Genomic DNA, 18309 nt, shown 5'->3' with positions numbered 1-18309 from the left:
TCTATCTTTAGAATTAACTTCATAATTCTTCTTAACAATAAAAAGCAACAATTCGTAAGTTAGGTAAAGTTTTATCTAGGAGGTAGTATGAGAAAAGTAGAAGATGACTTAAACGTTTTAAAGAGGGAATATGAGAATATGAAAATACCAGATAGAACAAGAGAAGTTATGTTAAGAGCCATGGATAGGGCAGTAGAAGATAAAAGAAAGGCAGCTTTCAAGAAGAAAATAAAGACGATAGGTTTGTGGGTAGTTGCAGTTTTAGCAGTTCTATGTATACTACCAAATACCAACAAAAAAATTGCATATGCCATGGAACAACTTCCACTTGTGGGTAAAATATTTGAAGTGGTTACCATTCGAGAGTATTCTTTTGAGGATAGACATAATCGTGCGAAGGTAAAAGTTCCTAAGATTGTAACACAAGAAGATCACTCAGCGGTATCAGATGTCAATAAGGAGGTGGAGGAATATACCAATAAATTACTGGCTCAGTTTGAAAATAATATGCTGGTAGAAGGGTATCAGAATCTTGATGTTTCTTATGAAGTAGTAACAAATAATGAGACTTGGTTTGCTTTAGATATTGCTGCAGTTGAAACACAGGCAAGCGGCTACGAATTTCATAGATTTTATAATATAGATAAATCAACTGGCCAACAGGTACAATTAAAAGACTTATTCAAAGAGGGAAGTGACTATATTGCAATTATAAGCGAAGAGATTATAAATCAAATGAAAACAAAAATGGAACAAGAAACAGGAGTTGTTTATTGGATAGATAACAAAGAATATCCAGAGAACAACTTCAAAGAAATAAAGGAGAATCAGAATTTTTATTTAGATGAGGATAAAAACCTAATCGTTGTATTTGATGAATATGAAATAGCACCTGGTTATATGGGAGTACAAAGGTTTCTAATCCCCCAAAAGTTATTAAAAAATATACTAAAATAAATATTTTAACAAAAGAAAAATGTCAATAAATGTGATAAAATAGGATAAAAGATACGTTTAAGTTAAGTAAGACATAGAAACAAATAAAATTTGTTTTGGAGGTACACTTATGAAGAGGGAAAGAAAGTTTGTATGTTCTTTGTTAGGTTTATTTGTCTTAGCTGTTTTGCTTGTGTCATTTCGTGGAAGTATCGTAAATGGGGCAGAGCAACCAAGAAAAAATGTGTTATTTATTAGTTCATATACACAAAGTTTTATGACGGTTCCAGATCAAATTTCAGGAATAAAAAAAGAGTTTAAAAATCAACCGATTAATCTAGATATGGAATTTATGGATACCAAAAGATTTGCCTCTGACCAAAATATTAAAAATTTTTATACCAATTTAAGCTTTAAAATAAAAAATACACAAAAGTATGATGCGGTGATTGTAGGAGATGATGCAGCACTACAATTTGCCATAGACTATCAAGAAGATTTATTTTCTCAAATTCCCATTGTGTTCTTTGGAATTAATGACAAAGACAGAGCAAAAGAAGCCGCCAAGAATCCTTATATGACAGGGATTGTGGAAGAAACCTCGCTCGATGAAAACATTCAACTTGCAAGAAAGTTTAATCCTACAGCAACAAAGGTTGCCGCAATTGTGGATGATACATTAACTGGGAAAGGAGATCAAAAGCAATTTGAAACAGCGATGCAAGCATTCACGGATTTAGACAGTATAATCTTAAATGTATCCAACTATTCCTTTGAGGAATTTGCCAAAGTATTAGAAAAAATAGATGAGAATACAATATTATTGTTTCTTAGTATGAATCAAGATAATACAAATCATTATATGGAGATGCAAGACCAATATCTTTTTATAAAAAACCATACCAAGGTACCCGTTTACCGTGCAAGCATTGGGGGTGTAGGCGAAGGACTTTTGGGCGGAAGGCTGATATCATATGAAGCATTTGGCCAGATTGCAGCTGGTATGGTATTAGATGTGTTTGCAGGAACACCTATTGATTCGATTCCGCTACTGGAAGAGACCCCTTATTATTATTTTTTTGATAATCAAATTATAAAAAAATATAAGATAGATGAAGCCCTCATCCCAAAAGAAGCAGTGTTAGTGAATAAAAGGATAAATCCTTTAAAAGAGTATATGAAATACATTGTCACGGTTGGAGTATTGATATTGTTTTTAGGCTGTGTTGCTATTATTTTGATTATAGATAATATAAAAAGAAGAAAAATCCAAAGAAAGCTACAAGAAAGCAATGAAGAACTTAGCATGATTTATGAAGAATTAGCAGCTTCTGAGGAAGAATTAAAGATGCAGTATGGACTTGTTGAGCAACATGCAAAAGAAACGGATTTACTTTACCAAAAATATGATATTGCAATTACCAGCACAGATAGTGCAGTATGGGAACTAGATGTTAAAACCAATGAATTAGAAGTTTCTAGTAACATTCAAAATATTGTAAACAAAGCAATTCCGATTCGTGGAGATTTTAATTATGTATTGGGATATGTAATACACCCTGAATACAAAGAACAAGTTTTTAACGAGATACAAAATTGTATAATGGGTAAAAAGGATGAGGTATACATTCAAGTTTCTGATAATGCTCAAGATAAAAGACAGCGTTGGTTCTTAATAAGAGGTAAAGGTATCCATGATAAAGACAATAACTTAACAAAGATATATGGCATTGTGTTAGATACAACATCAATCATAGAGAAAGAAGAATATATCAAGCATGCTGCAAGTCATGACTACTTGACAGATTTACCAAATCGACTTCGATTTATGGAGGTGTTGGAAGAGGAGCTAAAAAAAGAGTCAAGCGGTGCGGTTTTACTTTTTGATATTGATGATTTTAAAAGCATAAATGACACATTAGGACATGTATATGGGGATGAATTATTAAAACAAATTGCAGCTAGAATTAGGAATATACAAGACGAGAAAATGTATGTTGCAAGAATGGGAGGAGACGAATTTCTTATTTTACTTAAGGACGTGACCGATAATCAGATTGTAGACCTGTATATTAAGCGAATAAAAAAGATGTTTTCGCAAGTTTTTATGCTAGGAGGAAGGGAAGATTTCATTCATTTTAGTATGGGAGTTACTTTTTATCCAATGGACAGTAAAAACATTAGTCAAATTATTATGAATGCTGATACTGCAATGTATAAAGCCAAAAAGAGTGGAAAGAATAGTTGCATTTACTACCACGAGCAAATGAAGGAGGAATTAAAGTCAAAGAAAAAAGTAGAGGCAATCCTTAGAGAAGCAATGAAAAATGATGGTTTTTGTCTTTACTATCAGCCGCAAATAGAAGTCAAGACAGGCGAGATTATTGGTTTTGAGGCGTTATTAAGATTAAAAAATCATAATATAAGCCCCGATATTTTCATACCAATAGCGGAGGAAAGAGGTTATATTATTGAAATTGGAAGATGGGTAGCAAAAGAAGCGATTCGACAAATGGCGGAATGGATTAAAAAAGGCTATCCTGAGAAAATGATTGCAATTAACTACTCAGGCAAGCAAATGAGAGATAAAGGATTTATCAATTATGTAAAAGGGTTAATACAAGAATATGGAATGAAGCCTGAGTATTTAGAAATAGAAATAACAGAAGGAATATTTTTTGAAAATAATACACAGACGCTTGATTTTATTAAAGAATTGAGAAATCAGGGCTTTAAAATAGCGTTGGATGATTTTGGAACGGGATATTCTTCTCTTTACTACTTAACTTACATGCCAGTAGATAAAATTAAGTTAGATAAATCCATTATTGATAAATTTTTGGAGTTTGAAAACAATAAAGTAATGGAAAGCTTAATACTATTAGCGCATAGTCTTAATCTTAAGATTACAGCAGAAGGAATTGAAGAAGAGAATAAACTGATAAAATTAAAACAAAATGGTTGTGATTATATTCAAGGATACCTTTTTAGTAAACCTTTGATTCATATGGATTTAGAAAAAATTTATAATAACAATTACAAAAACTATTGTGCAATAAATTGATAAATGTTACAAAAGTTTGTTAAAAATTGTACGAAATAACATGTATTTTTTTAAGAACTTGACTCTTTCTACCTTGACTTATTATTTATGAATAGATAAACTAGGGAAAAGGAGAGTCGATTATGATACATGAAATAGATGAAGCAAAAAGATGTTTGAATTGTAAGAATCCATTATGTAAAAAAGGATGTCCGATACAGACATCAATTCCTACAATGATACAACTTTTCAACGAAGGAAAATTACAAGAAGCTGGAGAAATGTTATTTGAAAATAATCCATTGTCACTTGTATGTTCCCTTATTTGTAACCATGAAAAACAATGTGAAGGAAATTGCATATTAGGTAGAAAAGGGCAGCCAGTTCACATCAGTACGATTGAGAATTACATTTCAGATACTTGTTTTGAACGAATTAAAATAAATCACGAAAAGAATAAGGACAAGAAGGTTGCTGTCATTGGATCAGGCCCAGCAGGAATAACAATTGCAATAATTTTGGCGCAAAAAGGATATGACATCACTATTTTTGATGCGAAAGATAAAATAGGAGGTATTCTTCAATATGGTATTCCTGAATTTCGATTGTCAAAAAGTATATTAGAACGTTATAGAATGAAGCTTTTAGAAATGGGTATTAAGATAAGACCAAATACTGCAATTGGTGAAGCGTTAACTATACAGGACTTGTTACGTGATGGGTATAAAAGTATCTTTATTGGTACTGGTGTGTGGAAACCAAAAACACTTGGAATCAAAGGTGAATCTTTGGGCAATGTGCATTTTGCCATTGATTATTTAAAAAATCCTAGTGCCTATAATCTTGGAGAAAAAGTTGCGATTATTGGTATGGGAAATTCAGCCATGGATGTAGCAAGAACTTCAATTCGAAATGGTGCAAGGGACGTTACTTTATACGCAAGAGGGCTTAAATGGACTTCAAGTGTAAAAGAAGCAGAATATGCAAAACTTGATGGAGCAAAGTTTGAATTTGCTAAAAATATAGTAGAAATAACAGACGAAGGACCAGTCTTTCAAAATATTATCTATGATGAAGAAGGAAATTTTGTAAAAATAGAAGAAGACAAAATACTATATCCAGCAGATTCAACTATTGTTTCAATAAGCCAAGGGCCGAAAAGCCGTTTGGTTAATACAACAGAGGGGCTAAAAGCAACGGAACAAGGATTGCTACAAACAGATGAAAAAGGAAATACAACGATATCAGGAATATTTGCTGCAGGAGATGTAGTTTTGGGAGCAAAAACAGTAGTAGAAGCGGTCGCATATTCAAAAACAGTAGCTCAATGTATGGACGAATATATGCAAGGTCTTTCATAAAAGGACTTCTTTAAATAACCAGAAAGTGCTTTACTTTCTGGTTATTCGTCTATTACAACACCTCTATGCTTTACAGAGGTTGAGAATACGATTTGTGTCTTGGTTTTGCCAAAACGTTGTAATTGGTTGATAAAGATGTCTAAATCAGCAGTACTTTTGAATAAAACAGAGATCAGCATAGCATAATTACCAGTTACGCAATTGCATTCTATGACATTTGGAATGCTTTCTATAAAAGGGTAAAACTCCTTTTTTTGAATAGGCTCAACCTCCAAATTAATAAAAGCTTTAATATGATAACCGAGAGCGATTGGGTTTAAATGTGCCTGAAAGCTATCAATATAGCCCTCTTTCATCAATCTATCTATTCGAGCAGAAACAGCCGGAGAAGATAGAAATACTTTTTCTGCAATTTCTTTTAAGGGCATTCTTGCCTGCTTTTGTAATAGATTTAAGATTTCTTTGTCAATGTGATCTAATTTTGATGCATTCATAATTTTCCCCTAGTTTTTTCTTTTAGCATAACATATTTTTTACACAAGTCAACTTGCCTACTTAATATAATTAAGTAAAATTGAATATAAAGAATTTAAATTAAGCATTAGTACTTAAAATAATTAAATGCTTTTGTTTTCGCAATCAGGATTGACTCTTGGTTTTCGCTTATGTATAATTGCATACAGTTGATGTGTATCAGTAATGACTTATGAATGTGAAAGATTGGTTTGTTCGTTTACATTAGAAAATCAACCAAATGAAGATATAGCAAAGGAAAGTGAGGTATCAAGCATTTATTAAGCTACAAAGAGTCGATTACATATGATAGCGGGTGAATAATCTGCATTAAGACAATATTTGTAGCATGAAAAAATTATATAAAGTATTAAGGAATATCCCTTAATGTCATATGAAATGAGCTGTTGAAAATGAATGAATTCGTTTGAGACAGCTCATTTTGAATATGTTTTTTTTAAACATCATATAATTAATAAAACATATGAGGAGTAACTGCGTGGCTGATATTTGTACTAATAAAATATATAGTGAAGAGTATGCAGATTTTATGATTGATAGTGGAATTGCATTGAATGAGCTTACCGCTATTCCTGATACTTGTTCGTTACCATTAATTGAAAAAACGCACAGCGTCTATATACCTGTAAAAAGTGTACCAAACAATATGTTAAGTACTTACGGTTATGGTGCCTATCCGAACTGCTACGGTTTAATGGACACAGAGAGCTTGAATGCTTCTGGGATAACAAGAATTCAAGAGGTTCCTGGTTTAAACCTAAGAGGAGATGGGGTATTAATTGGAATTGTCGATACTGGAATTAATTACCGTCACGAAGCGTTCATTAAAGAGGATGGAACTTCTAAAGTAGTTGCAATATGGGATCAATCAATTAATCATGATGAATTGCACCCAAATAATTTTCCATTTGGATCAGAGTATCGGCAAGAACAAATAAATCTTGCATTAAAGAATGCTGATCCCTTGTCAATTGTTCCAAGTAATGACGAAGTTGGTCATGGAACCTTTTTGGCAGGGATTGCAGCAGGAAATAAAAATATTGATGAGAACTTTTCAGGAGTGGTTCCCAATGCAGAAATTGCAGTAGTAAAATTAAAACAAGCTAAAAATAATCTTCTTGATTTTTGGTGTATTCCAAATGATGTAATTGCATTTCAAAAAAATGACCTGATTATGGGTATTCGCTATTTGGAGTTATTGGCAAATGAGTTAAATCGACCTATTTCGATTTTTATTGGAATCGGTACCTCGCAAGGAGCGCATGATGAACGTGGAGCGTTAAGTACGTATTTGTCTATTCTAGCAAGCAGGGTGGGAGTCTGTTTGACAATATGCGCAGGAAATGAAGGGAATTCTGGTCATCATTATTTAGGAAATGTAACGGGTGCTTCTAATAAGATGGAAATGGTTGTAGCACCTAATGTATCTGGCTTTTCAATGGAATTTTGGGGAAGCACTCCAGTTAATTTTTCAATTGATATCGTAGCACCTTCGGGTGAATATATACCTAGAATTGCACCAAGATACAGGCTATCAAGGAAAATACAATTGATTTTTACCAATACAGTTATCTATATTGATTATCAATTAGTAGAGGCTCAATCGGGAGAACAATTAATCTTATTACGTTTTGTCAATCCAATGGAGGGACTATGGACATTTAATGTATATTCGGAAGGAAATTTATCGTTTATCTATCATTGTTGGTTACCGATTACAAAGTTTTTGAGTGAAGAAACACATTTTATTGATTCATCTCCAGATTATACTCTTACTTCGCCAGGAAACATATTTATTCCAATTGTTACGACTGCTTATGAAACAGAAAACGATGCCAGATATATAAGAGCAAGTAGAGGATTTATGAGAAATGATAATATTGCTCCTACCATAGCATCCCCTGGCGTAAATTTGATTGGTCCAGATACATTAGGAGGCTATAAGACGATGTCTGGAACTAGCTTGGCGGCCGCACATGCTGCAGGAGCAGGAGCTATGTTACTTGAATGGGGCATAATTAGAAAATTTTACCCACAAATCAGCTCAGTTGAAATAAGGAATTTATTTATAAGAGGGGCAACGAGAAGCAACCAATTAACTTATCCGAATAAAGAATTAGGCTATGGATTACTAAATGTTTATAATGCGTTTGAAACATTACGAAACCGATAACAGGATAATAAGCTTATAAATGGAAAACATCCCCTGGGGAGGCTTGTGAATCAATAGACACTTTGCTATCCTTTATTTAGTGAAAAAGGAAGGATTTACTATTATGATGAAATACATAGCAAAACGTTTGCTTCATTTCGTTTTGATTGTCTTAGGTATTACAGGTTTGACCTTTTTATTGATTCATTCTGTTTCTGGGGATGCAGTAGATATTCTATATGATAATGCGACGGGAGCCAGTGAAGCGGTAAAAGATGCGACAAGGAATAAATTAGGTCTAAATGACCCTCAATTTATTCAATATGTAAGGTGGTTGGGGCATATGGTACAAGGTGATTTTGGTGTGTCTTATATATCTGGAAACCGTGTATCAGATACTTTTATGTCTAAGTTACCAAATACGATATATTTAACGCTTACATCAATCGTTTTTACTGTATGTATATCAATACCACTTGGAATCATTGCCGCAACAAAGCAAAATACTTGGGCGGATTATCTAATTCGATTTCTAAGTTTTATAGGGAATGCATTACCAGGTTTTTTTGTTTCGCTTTTACTGATTCTATTCTTTTGCGTAAAACTCAATTGGTTCCTAGCAGTAGGAGGGGAAGGAATAAAAAGTATAATTTTACCCACATTGACACTGGCATTTGCTATGAGTGCAAAGTATACAAGACAAATTCGAACGGTCGTATTAGAAGAGCTAGGTAAGGATTATGTCATAGGAGCAAGAGCAAGAGGCGTAAAAGAAACGGTTATTATATATAGTAGTGTTTTAAAATGTTGCATGCCTGCAATCGTAGCATTATTTGCCCTTTCGTTTGGCTCTTTGCTTGGGGGAACTGCAATTATCGAATCTATCTTTTTGTGGGATGGTGTTGGAAAATTAGCACTTGATGCAATTATGATGAGAGATATCCCTATGATACAAGCTTATGTAATCTGGATGTCTCTTATTTATGCAGTTGTAAATGTAATTGCTGATATTAGCTATCGGGTATTAGATCCAAGGATTACAAGAGGTAAGGAGGGCGTATTGTGAAAAGAAAAAGCAAATGTCTTCTATTTTCAATTTTAGCCATAGGAATTGTAACAATTGCATTAATAGCTCCTTATATTACATATTATGATTCAAACAAACAAGATTTAATGAATGCCTTGCAGCCACCTAGCAAAGAACATCTTTTTGGAACCGATCGTTATGGACGAGATATGTTTTTAAGAGTATTAGTTGGGGCTCGTTGCTCCGTTTTTTCTACACTTTTACTTGTTTTTTTATCTTCTGTTTTTGGAACCACAATCGGTATGATATGTGGCTATTTCGAAGGAATAGTGGATACCGTTATCATGAAGTTATCAGATGTATTTTTGTCAATTCCAGGAATGGTATTTGCACTTGCAGTTGCAGGCGTATTAGGGGGAGGAATTGCAAATGCAGTGTTTGCACTTTTACTTATCTCATGGCCAAAGTATGCAAGGCTTGCCAGAAGCCAAGTACTGAGTGAAAAAAGGAATACCTATGTAGACGCAGCAATTCTAAGTGGGTCTAATACGATTCAAATTATATTTATTCATATATTGCCAAATATATTCGGTATGGTTGTGACGACCGCCCTACTTGATATTGGTACAATGATGATGGAACTTGCTGGTTTATCCTTTCTAGGATTAGGTGCGATGCCCCCGACAGCAGAATGGGGATTAATGATGAGCAGTGGAAGAAGTATGATTCAAACGTCTCCGTGGGTTATTTTGGCTCCTGGATTTGCAATTTTTATAACAGTTTCTATTTTTAATTTACTAGGTGATAGTTATCGTGATTGGATGGATGTTAGACACAAAGAAAAGGGGAGTACGAGTAAATGAAACAAAAGATAATTAGTTTGGGACTCTTTGTTTGTATCCTATGCATTTTGACAGGATGCAGCAGGAAATCAGAAGAAGAGGCAAAGAAAGAAAAGATATTTCGTTATGGAACGACCGCCTATGGACCTGAAATGGGAAACGCAGGATTAAATCCGCATGAGAATTATTCTGGGTGGTCAACCATTCGCTACGGGGTGGGAGAGACTTTGTTTCAATTTGATGAATCCATGAGGCTTATGCCTTGGTTAGCAGTCGATTATGAGCAGATTGATGAGTATACAATTAAAATAAATTTGCGTGAGAACGTATATTTTACCAGTGGAAGAAAAATGGATGGTGAAGCAGTAAAAGAATGCTTGGAGGATTTGATAGCAAAGCATGACCAAGCACCAAGTGATCTGCAGATTGAAACAATTTTAGCTAAGGGACAAACTATTACCCTACAATCGAAAGAAAAGGTACCTGCGTTACTGAATTATCTATGTGACCCTTATGCTGCAATCATAGATATGGAGTATGGTGTGACGCAAGATAAAAATGTTGCAGGAACTGGTCCTTTTGTAGCTAAGAAGGTTAGCGATCAGGAAATTGAATTAGAAAAAAATACGAAGTACTGGGGTGGAGAAGTAAAAATGGATAAAGTCATTGTCAAATCCATCACAGATGGAGATACGTTAGCAATGGCATTACAGTCAGGTGAAATTGATGCAGCACAAGGTCTGCCTTATGCTAGTCTTTCACTTTTTGTGGATAATCAAAAGTATAAGATTAGTTCTACGGATACTTCTAGAACATTTTTTGCGGCTATGAACTTTAAGACAAAAGAACTTCAGGATAAAAACGTACGGAAAGCAATCGCAATGGGAATTGATAAAGAGGGATTTACAAACGTTTTGTTAAATGGCAATGGTACCAAAGCAAAAGGTCCTTTTCCTGCAAGTTTTACTTTCGGAGACAATGAAGTAAGTGCACTTGACTATGAGCCAGAAAAAGCAAAGGCATTGTTAGCAGAGGCGGGTTGGAAGGATATGGATTTAGACGGCTATGTAGAAAAAGATGGAGAAAAGCTTACGATTAGATGGTTAACGTATCCAGGACGCCAAGAACTTCCGTTATTAGCAGAGGCAGCGCAGGCTACACTTAAGGATATCGGTATTGCAGTTGTAGTCAATTCAACTGCCAATCATATGGATTTTATTGAAAGTGGAGACTGGGATGTTTATGCGAGTGCATTTGTTACCGCACCAACAGGTGATCCAGCGTACTTTTTTACAACACATACATTAAAAGATTCTGCTAAAAACAGAGGGCAATATTATAACGAAACATTAGAAGGACTTGCCAAACAGTTGAAAGTAGAGTTTGATGTTAGAAAGAGAAGTAATCTGGCAATTCAAATGCAACGGACTATATTAGAGGATGCCGCCTTTTTCTTTGCTTCACATTTAAGAATGTCCTTTGTGATGAAAAATAGTGTAATTGGATTTGAGGCACATCCAAGTGACTACTATGAAATAACAGCTAATCTTGATATCGAATAAGAGGAAAAGACATGTCGTTGTTACTAAAAATGGAGGATGTATCCATTCGTTATAATGAAAAACAAGTGGTAAGTGATTTAAACCTTACAATTAAAAAGGGTGAAATTCTAGGAATTGTTGGAGAATCAGGAAGTGGAAAAAGTACAATTATAAAGGCTGCCTTAGGGCTATTGGATTTAGGTGGTAAAGTAGATAGTGGAACAATCTTTTATAAAGATATTAATTTGTTACAATTATCAAAGAAGGAATATCAGCAAATAAGGGGAACGTGTCTAGGAAGTATTCCACAAGATAGTAAAGGCTCCTTTTGCCCAGTAAAAACAATTGAGGAACACCTTTATGAAGCACTTTCAAAAGGAAAGAAAGAAAGTAAATTGAAAGTAAGAGAAGAGGCAATTCAAATATTGAAACAGCTAAATGTATCGGATGCGGAGCGTTTCTTAGAAAGTTATCCCTTTCAATTATCAGGTGGCATGAATCAACGAGCAGCAATTATGATAGCTATAATGCAAAAACCTTGTCTATTATTTGCAGATGAGCCAACGAGTGCACTTGACGTAATATCACAAAAGCATGTTGTAACAACCCTAATGAAGCAACGAAGTCTAGATACAGCAATGTTGATTGTGACACATAACATAGGGCTTGCTACGTATATGGCAGACCAAATATTAGTCATGAAAAAAGGAAGGATAGTAGAGTATGGAGAAACAAAAGAGGTCATGTCTCATCCAAAAGACTCGTATACCAAAACATTACTCGCAGCAGTACCAAGGATAAAAAGAGGGATAGAATGAATACTATATTAGAAGTAAAGTGCTTAGAAAAAAGCTATCATCAAAAAAAAGCTGTTAATCAAGTAAGCTTTCAAGTAAGCAAAGGAGAAATAGTAGGAATTGTTGGTGAAAGTGGCAGCGGAAAAAGCACCATTGCAAGAATGATCTGTAGACTAGAGGATGCAGACCAAGGGAATATCTATTTAAACGGGGAAAACATTACAAAAGTAATTCATAAGCAGCAAAGAGAAATCTATAAACATATTCAAATGGTTTTTCAAAACCCAAAGGAATCCTTTCACCCCAAACGTAAACTAGGAACTTCAATTTTGGAAGGGATGAGAAACCAAAAAATATCAAAAAAATCTGCCGAAACAAGGATGTATGAATTATTAAAAGCATGTGAATTGCCCTTAGAGTATGCCGTAAGATACCCACATGAAGTAAGCATAGGGGAATGTCAAAGAGCTGCAATTGCAAGAGCGTTAGCAACAAAACCTAGTATTGTCATATTTGATGAGGCTACCAGTTCACTTGATGTTACAATTCAAAAACAAATGTTAGATTTATTACATCATCTACAAAAACAAGATGATTTGACCTATATCTTTATCAGCCATGATTTGGCTTTGGTACAACAGTTTTGCCATCGTATCATAATTATGAAAGAGGGACGAATTGTAGAGGAAGGGCTACCAGATAAATTAATAAATAATCCAACAACGACATATACCAAAGAACTAATAGAAGCGGCATTTTGTTGGTAGCAAGGAGGAGTATGAAACAAAAGTTACTAGACGAGATTGAAATATATTGGGATAAACGTGCAGAAAGTTATTCCAAAGTAAATCAAGAAGAATTATTAAGTGAACAAGAAACCTTGTGGCGAAACGAAATTCAAGCAAGAATTGAAAAGAATTATCCACGACATATTCCAAAGGAAATAAAAGTATTAGATATTGGTACTGGTCCAGGTTTTTTTGCAATTATACTAGCAAAAGCAGGGTATCAAGTAACGGCTATAGATTATACAAAGGCTATGTTGTTACAAGCTAAGAAAAATGCAAAAGATTATTCCAAGGAAATATCCTTTTATGAAATGGATGCACAAAATCTTTTGTTTCAAGAAAACAGTTTTGATGTAATCGTATCAAGAAATCTTACATGGGTATTACAAGACCCAAACAAAGCGTATTCTTCTTGGACAAGGGTATTAAAAAAGAAAGGTCTATTGCTTAATTTTGATGCAAATTGGTATGCTTATCTATTTGATCAGGAAAAGCAAAAAGAGTATGAACGAGATCGAGAAAATGTTAAGCGCTTGGGGGTAGAGGATCATTATCTTGGTACAGATATTGATGCAATGGAGGCAATTGCAAGGCAGGTGCCGTTAAGCAGACAAAAGCGTCCACTGTGGGATGTAAAGATACTAGAGGAACTGCAGATGAATGGAATTCGTACGGATTTAAGCGTTTGGGAGAGGGTATGGTCTAAGATAGAAAAACTTAACTATGCAGCAACACCGATGTTTTTAGTGGAAGTGGTGAAATAAATGTCAGAAATAAATCAAAACGATAGCATGCAATATAAGGTTGATACAAAAGAATTTATAAAAGATTATTGGACAGGGCGAAGTGAAGAATTTGCAAAGCTTAGAAAAGCAGAACTAAAAAGCAACAAATATATACGTTGGGAAAAAGAAATTAAAAGTCAGTTGCCCCAAAAAGAAAAATTAAAAATATTAGATGTAGGATGTGGAAGTGGATTCTTTTCTATATTGCTTGCCCAATTGGGACATGACGTAGTAGGAATTGATCTAACAAGTAAGATGATAGAGCATGGACAAAAGATGATTGAAAATATCTCAGGTAAGATAGAGTTTTTTGTTATGGACGCCGAAAAACTTGATTTTGATGCAGAGATGTTTGACCTTGTAATTGCACGAAATGTAACTTGGAACTTACCCAATCCAAAGACTGCTTATCAAGAATGGACTCGCGTGCTAAAAAAAGGTGGAGTCTTATTAAACTATGATGCAGAATATGCAAAAGATCATCATAAGCAAGTACTACCAGCCAACCATGCACACAATAAGTTGACCAAAGAAGAGGAAATAAAGTGTCATCAGATTTATCATATGTTAAATATAAGTTGTGAAAATAGACCCGAATGGGATTTAAAGGTTCTAGATGAGATTGGTGGAATAAAGACTGAGATTGATTTAAAGGTTGGGGAGCGTATTTATCAAGAGGAGGATGAATTTTATATTCAAGTACCAATGTTTTTGGTAAAAGGAAGAAAAATATAATTAACATAAAAGGAAGCTAAAAAAGTATTACTTCAGGAAGAAAGAAGTAATACTTTTTATTATTATTTTTTATTTCTGGTATAAATATAACCGATTAAGCAAACAAAGGAACAAAATAGGATAAAGCATATTACATAAAATGGATTTGTTATAATACTTCCAAATAAGATAATAAATGCACCTATCAATGCAAGAATCGGGCAAATAATACCTTTGAAGGTACTTTTTATAATTCCACGCCTTTTCATGTTTAGGACTTTGATATAAAGTAAGATATAGCAGCCATAACTAAAAACAATGGATATTTCACTAATATCTGATCCATTTAATACTCCAGTTTTTTGGGTTACATAGTGCATAATCATCCAAAAAAGAGTAATGAAATAGGAAATCAAAACAGCCTTCAAAGAAACTTCATACTTTGGATGGATTTCTTTAATTGCGTCTGAATTTGGCAACATATTTTTGCTAGCTAGTATTTGTGGCATACGAATACTACCAAGAGAAACTCCATTAATAACTCCAAGTACAGCAATGATGATAAAGGACATAAGTATTGTAAAACCATTTGAGCCAAGCAATAAATCTCCTACGATATTAATTGCTAGATTTCCAGTTGACATAATATATTCAGAACCAAGCATTTGATTCAGTCCTAAAAAGTACATCAGATAAACAAATAAAACAATAATTGGTCCAACGATTAGAGCAAGTGTCATATTTTTCTTCGGGTTTTTTACTTCGCTTGCAATACTGGTAGAAATAATCCAGCCGTCAAATGAGTAAGCAATAGGTGCCAATGCAGCTAACCAACCAAGCCCCACATCTGATTTGGTTATTACCGTAATATCAGCAGGTATCTGTGGGGTAGCGCCTTTCCAGAAAAATCCTACTGAGGCAATCAAAAGTAAAGGAACTAACTTGATTACAGTAGAAATATTTTGAAAATATCCACCTAATTTATAGGATAATGCATTCAGAACATAGATAAATGTAAATATCAAAGCGCCTATCAGTACTTGTAATTCTAATGTTGCGTTGATATTAAATAAGGAGAACAAATAAATTGCACAAACCCATGATATAACAACATTAATTGTAGGGTAATAAACAAAGGTCTGAAACCAGCCAAAGGCACTTGCAATTCGCTTTGATGTAAACTCCTCATAATATCCTATGATGCCACCTTGCTTTATGCTTCTAAGAGATAATTCTGTAATGGTTAGACTTCCAAAAATAATACTTAATGCACCAATACAAAATAAAGCAACTCCAAGCATAACATTACCGCCTGTATAAAGTAAAACATCATCACTTTTAAAAAATATTCCAGAACCTATTACGATTCCAATTATCATGGTCGTAGCGGTGAATAAACCATAATGTTCATTGAGATTAGTCGAATTTTTCATATTCCTCCTAAGAATTACTACAATAATTTATATAACAAAGTAGTATTATATTGTAAGTTGGAATAAATGTCAATTTTATTCTTGTCCTATTACAAATAATTGTGGAAAATCAATAAAAACGTGGTTTGAATTTATGAATTTTTTTCATTGTTATTCGTATCATTTTTCGCACCTTTACTAGAAGCTTTTACATCATGAAATTCTTCTGAAAATTCAGTTAAAAAGGAGTGAGTACTTGGTTTTTTGGAATAGGCAACGAGTACCTTGTAAAGCTTTCTGTTACTAAAATACTTAAGAAGTCCATAACTAACGCTAAAAAAAATGACTAAAGCAATACCCGCAAAAAATCCTGCTGTTTGCCCAGCTACAAAAGGCATACCTACCATTGCAATAATCAGACCAATTAAGGTAAAAAAAGAGCTGTAAGGGAATCCATGTAAGCGGACATTTCCTTTTGGCATACCATTTACTTTTCGAAAGCGGATATGCGTAACCATTAGGATAATATAGGTAAAAAGAAGTGCAAAGCCACCTGAACTAATTAGGAATAAATAAACTCTTGGAAAAAGCATTCCGACATAAAGTGCAAGCAGCATAATAAACCCTGAAAATAATATTCCACGATAGGGAACTTCAGTTTTATCTTTTAGAAAACGTGGTCCAAGACCATCTTCTACGAGTGAGCGAATCATTCTGCCTATACCAAACATAGCCGCAAGCATAGTGGATAAGATTGCGCTAATCAAAATCAGATTCATTGCTGTTTCTGCCCAAGTTAGTTGGTATCTGTTTAATGCACTGACCAAAGGACTTACACTGTCACTCAACTCATTTGTTGGAATTAGAAAAAGTAATACTCCAATACAAAGGATGTAGAGTGTAATCAGAGAAAATACAGTTGCATGGATTGCTTTTGGGATAGTCTTTTCTTTTTCCTTTGTCTCAGAAGCTGCCAGACCAATAATTTCAAATCCAGCGTAGGTAAATAAAACAATAAGCATACTTCCAGCTAGATTTTTAATTCCTCCTTTGAAAAATGGTTCAGATACAAAAATGGAATTATTCATAGCTAAAACATTAGGAAATGCTCCAGCAATTAAGAGTATTCCCAAAATAATAAAAGCTACAATTGCAAAAACCTTTATGGCTGCTAAGACCCCCTCTAAACGACTCAATTGCCTTGCGCCTAGTAAGTTAAGCAACGTGACAGCTAGAATGATAATAGAACCAAGTAATGGTAAAGAAATATCAGGAATCCATCTTTTAACAAGCAAAGATACAGCCGTAGCTTCACTTGACATAGTAATTACCATTCCTGTCCAGTATACCCAACCAACAACAAATCCGCACCCTTCACTTATATATTGAGAGGCAAAGCTTCGAAAGGAACCTACTGCTTGTGTAGTAACTGTCATTTCTGAGAGTGCAAACAAAATGAAATAGACTAAAATTCCACTTATAATATAGGATAAGATAATACTTGGACCTGTGGATTGAATTGCAACAGATGATCCAAGAAAGAAGGAGCCTCCGATTACTGTTCCAAGTGCCATCATTGTAAGATGTCTTGCTGATAATCCATTCTCGTTGTTTTTCATAAACTACCTCTTTTTGTTTTTCTTATTAGTATTTCATTTTTTCATAAAGTTATAATTAAAATTCGCCTAATCTTGTAAATTTAAGTTGCACTAAGACAAAATAGTTACAATACCCTCCTCTCCATTGACAAGAATTTCACCTTGTTTTAATTTATGAAACCCGGATAAATCATGTACGATGCAAACTTTGCCTTTTTCTCCCTTTTATAATTAATAGTACTACTATCAATAGCACTGCTATTAATCTTAAAATGCAATAGATATTTTTAATAAGGGATATATTTTCTTGACAGAAAAGAAAAATATGTAATATACTACCTAATAGAAAGGTAACATATTACATAAGGAGCAGATATGAAAAAATTAGTAATGATTTTAGGAATAATTGGAATAATTGTTGTCGCATTAATTGGAGTAGTAATGAAATTAGGGGAAGCGCAAAAGAATGATATGAAGGCATTGCGATATGAGGTAATTGATATGAGTAAGGTGGAGAATGGGGACTATGAAGGAATTGCTGAAACAACACTTGTTAAAGTAACTGTAATGGTAACTGTTTTCGACCACCAAATTACGGATATCGTAATCAATAGACATGATAATGGCAAAGGACAGCCGGCAGAAATTATAGTACAAAACATGATAGAGCAAAACAATTGGGAAGTAGATGGTGTTTCAGGAGCAACCACATCAAGTAATGTTATAAAAAGTGCCGTTAGCAACGCGCTATCAAAGGGCATAAAATAAAGCAAAGGAGA

15 protein-coding genes are annotated in these 18309 nt (G+C 34.0%); 12 read left to right on the top strand and 3 right to left on the bottom strand.

Going from position 1 to position 18309, the window contains the following annotated elements; all coding sequences use genetic code 11:
* Positions 1 to 87: 87 nt before the first annotated feature.
* From rsiV to F7O84_RS07575, 3 genes are all read left to right on the top strand, one after another.
* On the top strand, positions 88 to 957 hold the full coding sequence (rsiV, locus tag F7O84_RS07585; protein WP_151143852.1) for an anti-sigma-V factor RsiV: 870 nt from the start codon (positions 88 to 90) through the stop codon (positions 955 to 957).
* Positions 958 to 1066: 109 nt separating this feature from the next.
* Complete coding sequence (locus tag F7O84_RS07580) at positions 1067 to 4000, top strand: GGDEF and EAL domain-containing protein (RefSeq protein WP_151143850.1); 2934 nt, start codon at positions 1067 to 1069, stop codon at positions 3998 to 4000.
* Between the two features lie 119 nt (positions 4001 to 4119).
* The gene (locus F7O84_RS07575; protein WP_151143848.1) at positions 4120 to 5340 is read left to right on the top strand and encodes an NAD(P)-dependent oxidoreductase; all 1221 of its coding nucleotides are present in this window, start codon (positions 4120 to 4122) and stop codon (positions 5338 to 5340) included.
* A gap of 41 nt (positions 5341 to 5381) precedes the next feature.
* Here F7O84_RS07575 and F7O84_RS07570 read toward each other — a convergent pair whose 3' ends face one another.
* Positions 5382 to 5834, bottom strand: a complete 453-nt coding sequence (locus tag F7O84_RS07570) for an Lrp/AsnC family transcriptional regulator (RefSeq protein WP_151143846.1) — start codon at positions 5832 to 5834, stop codon at positions 5382 to 5384.
* Positions 5835 to 6352: 518 nt separating this feature from the next.
* Between F7O84_RS07570 and F7O84_RS07565 the strand changes: the two genes are divergently transcribed.
* The 8 genes from F7O84_RS07565 to F7O84_RS19090 all read left to right on the top strand — a co-directional run bounded on the left by F7O84_RS07565 (position 6353) and on the right by F7O84_RS19090 (position 14541).
* Positions 6353 to 8047, top strand: a complete 1695-nt coding sequence (locus F7O84_RS07565; RefSeq protein WP_192451687.1) for a S8 family peptidase — start codon at positions 6353 to 6355, stop codon at positions 8045 to 8047.
* Positions 8048 to 8150: 103 nt separating this feature from the next.
* Positions 8151 to 9092: an ABC transporter permease gene (locus F7O84_RS07560; protein ID WP_151143842.1), complete on the top strand. Its 942-nt coding sequence runs from the start codon at positions 8151 to 8153 to the stop codon at positions 9090 to 9092.
* A complete protein-coding gene (gene nikC / locus F7O84_RS07555; RefSeq protein WP_320411221.1) occupies positions 9089 to 9916 on the top strand; it encodes a nickel transporter permease in 828 nt (275 codons plus the stop codon). Before F7O84_RS07560 ends, nikC begins: the two co-directional genes overlap by 4 nt.
* Positions 9913 to 11457 (top strand): ABC transporter substrate-binding protein, encoded by a 1545-nt coding sequence (locus F7O84_RS07550; protein WP_151143838.1) that lies wholly within the window; start codon positions 9913 to 9915, stop codon positions 11455 to 11457. The genes nikC and F7O84_RS07550 overlap by 4 nt, the downstream gene beginning before the upstream one ends.
* Positions 11458 to 11468: 11 nt before the next feature.
* The gene (locus tag F7O84_RS07545) at positions 11469 to 12254 is read left to right on the top strand and encodes an ABC transporter ATP-binding protein (RefSeq protein ID WP_151143836.1); all 786 of its coding nucleotides are present in this window, start codon (positions 11469 to 11471) and stop codon (positions 12252 to 12254) included.
* Entirely contained in the window at positions 12251 to 13000 is a 750-nt protein-coding gene (locus F7O84_RS07540) for an ABC transporter ATP-binding protein (protein ID WP_151143834.1), read from the top strand. The genes F7O84_RS07545 and F7O84_RS07540 overlap by 4 nt, the downstream gene beginning before the upstream one ends.
* 11 nt (positions 13001 to 13011) lie before the next feature.
* Positions 13012 to 13785, top strand: a complete 774-nt coding sequence (locus tag F7O84_RS19095; RefSeq protein WP_151143832.1) for a class I SAM-dependent methyltransferase — start codon at positions 13012 to 13014, stop codon at positions 13783 to 13785.
* A complete protein-coding gene (locus tag F7O84_RS19090) occupies positions 13786 to 14541 on the top strand; it encodes a class I SAM-dependent methyltransferase (RefSeq protein ID WP_151143830.1) in 756 nt (251 codons plus the stop codon).
* Between the two features lie 62 nt (positions 14542 to 14603).
* Here F7O84_RS19090 and F7O84_RS07525 read toward each other — a convergent pair whose 3' ends face one another.
* Positions 14604 to 15953 (bottom strand): APC family permease, encoded by a 1350-nt coding sequence (locus F7O84_RS07525; RefSeq protein WP_151143828.1) that lies wholly within the window; start codon positions 15951 to 15953, stop codon positions 14604 to 14606.
* A gap of 131 nt (positions 15954 to 16084) precedes the next feature.
* On the bottom strand, positions 16085 to 17551 hold the full coding sequence (locus F7O84_RS07520; RefSeq protein WP_151143826.1) for an amino acid permease: 1467 nt from the start codon (positions 17549 to 17551) through the stop codon (positions 16085 to 16087).
* A gap of 354 nt (positions 17552 to 17905) precedes the next feature.
* Between F7O84_RS07520 and F7O84_RS07515 the strand changes: the two genes are divergently transcribed.
* Positions 17906 to 18298, top strand: a complete 393-nt coding sequence (locus tag F7O84_RS07515) for an FMN-binding protein (protein ID WP_151143824.1) — start codon at positions 17906 to 17908, stop codon at positions 18296 to 18298.
* Positions 18299 to 18309: the final 11 nt, after the last annotated feature.

This window comes from Candidatus Galacturonatibacter soehngenii (genome assembly GCF_008830185.1).
In the GTDB taxonomy this organism is placed as follows: domain Bacteria; phylum Bacillota; class Clostridia; order Lachnospirales; family Lachnospiraceae; genus Lachnotalea; species Lachnotalea soehngenii.
Note: the sequence above shows the minus strand (reverse complement) of the source record. Positions and strands in the feature narration are given on the sequence as shown.

What these genes read in the sequence shown, in the direction of transcription:
- F7O84_RS07545 (WP_151143836.1), top strand. Translation starts at nt 11,469, where the DNA reads ATGTCGTTGTTACTAAAAATGGAGGATGTATCCATTCGTTATAATGAA.
- F7O84_RS07525 (WP_151143828.1), bottom strand. Translation starts at nt 15,953, where the DNA reads ATGAAAAATTCGACTAATCTCAATGAACATTATGGTTTATTCACCGCT.
- F7O84_RS07520 (WP_151143826.1), bottom strand. Translation starts at nt 17,551, where the DNA reads ATGAAAAACAACGAGAATGGATTATCAGCAAGACATCTTACAATGATG.
- F7O84_RS07515 (WP_151143824.1), top strand. Translation starts at nt 17,906, where the DNA reads ATGAAAAAATTAGTAATGATTTTAGGAATAATTGGAATAATTGTTGTC.
- F7O84_RS19090 (WP_151143830.1), top strand. Translation starts at nt 13,786, where the DNA reads ATGTCAGAAATAAATCAAAACGATAGCATGCAATATAAGGTTGATACA.
- F7O84_RS07570 (WP_151143846.1), bottom strand. Translation starts at nt 5,834, where the DNA reads ATGAATGCATCAAAATTAGATCACATTGACAAAGAAATCTTAAATCTA.
- F7O84_RS07580 (WP_151143850.1), top strand. Translation starts at nt 1,067, where the DNA reads ATGAAGAGGGAAAGAAAGTTTGTATGTTCTTTGTTAGGTTTATTTGTC.
- F7O84_RS07540 (WP_151143834.1), top strand. Translation starts at nt 12,251, where the DNA reads ATGAATACTATATTAGAAGTAAAGTGCTTAGAAAAAAGCTATCATCAA.
- F7O84_RS07560 (WP_151143842.1), top strand. Translation starts at nt 8,151, where the DNA reads ATGATGAAATACATAGCAAAACGTTTGCTTCATTTCGTTTTGATTGTC.
- F7O84_RS07550 (WP_151143838.1), top strand. Translation starts at nt 9,913, where the DNA reads ATGAAACAAAAGATAATTAGTTTGGGACTCTTTGTTTGTATCCTATGC.
- F7O84_RS19095 (WP_151143832.1), top strand. Translation starts at nt 13,012, where the DNA reads ATGAAACAAAAGTTACTAGACGAGATTGAAATATATTGGGATAAACGT.
- rsiV (WP_151143852.1), top strand. Translation starts at nt 88, where the DNA reads ATGAGAAAAGTAGAAGATGACTTAAACGTTTTAAAGAGGGAATATGAG.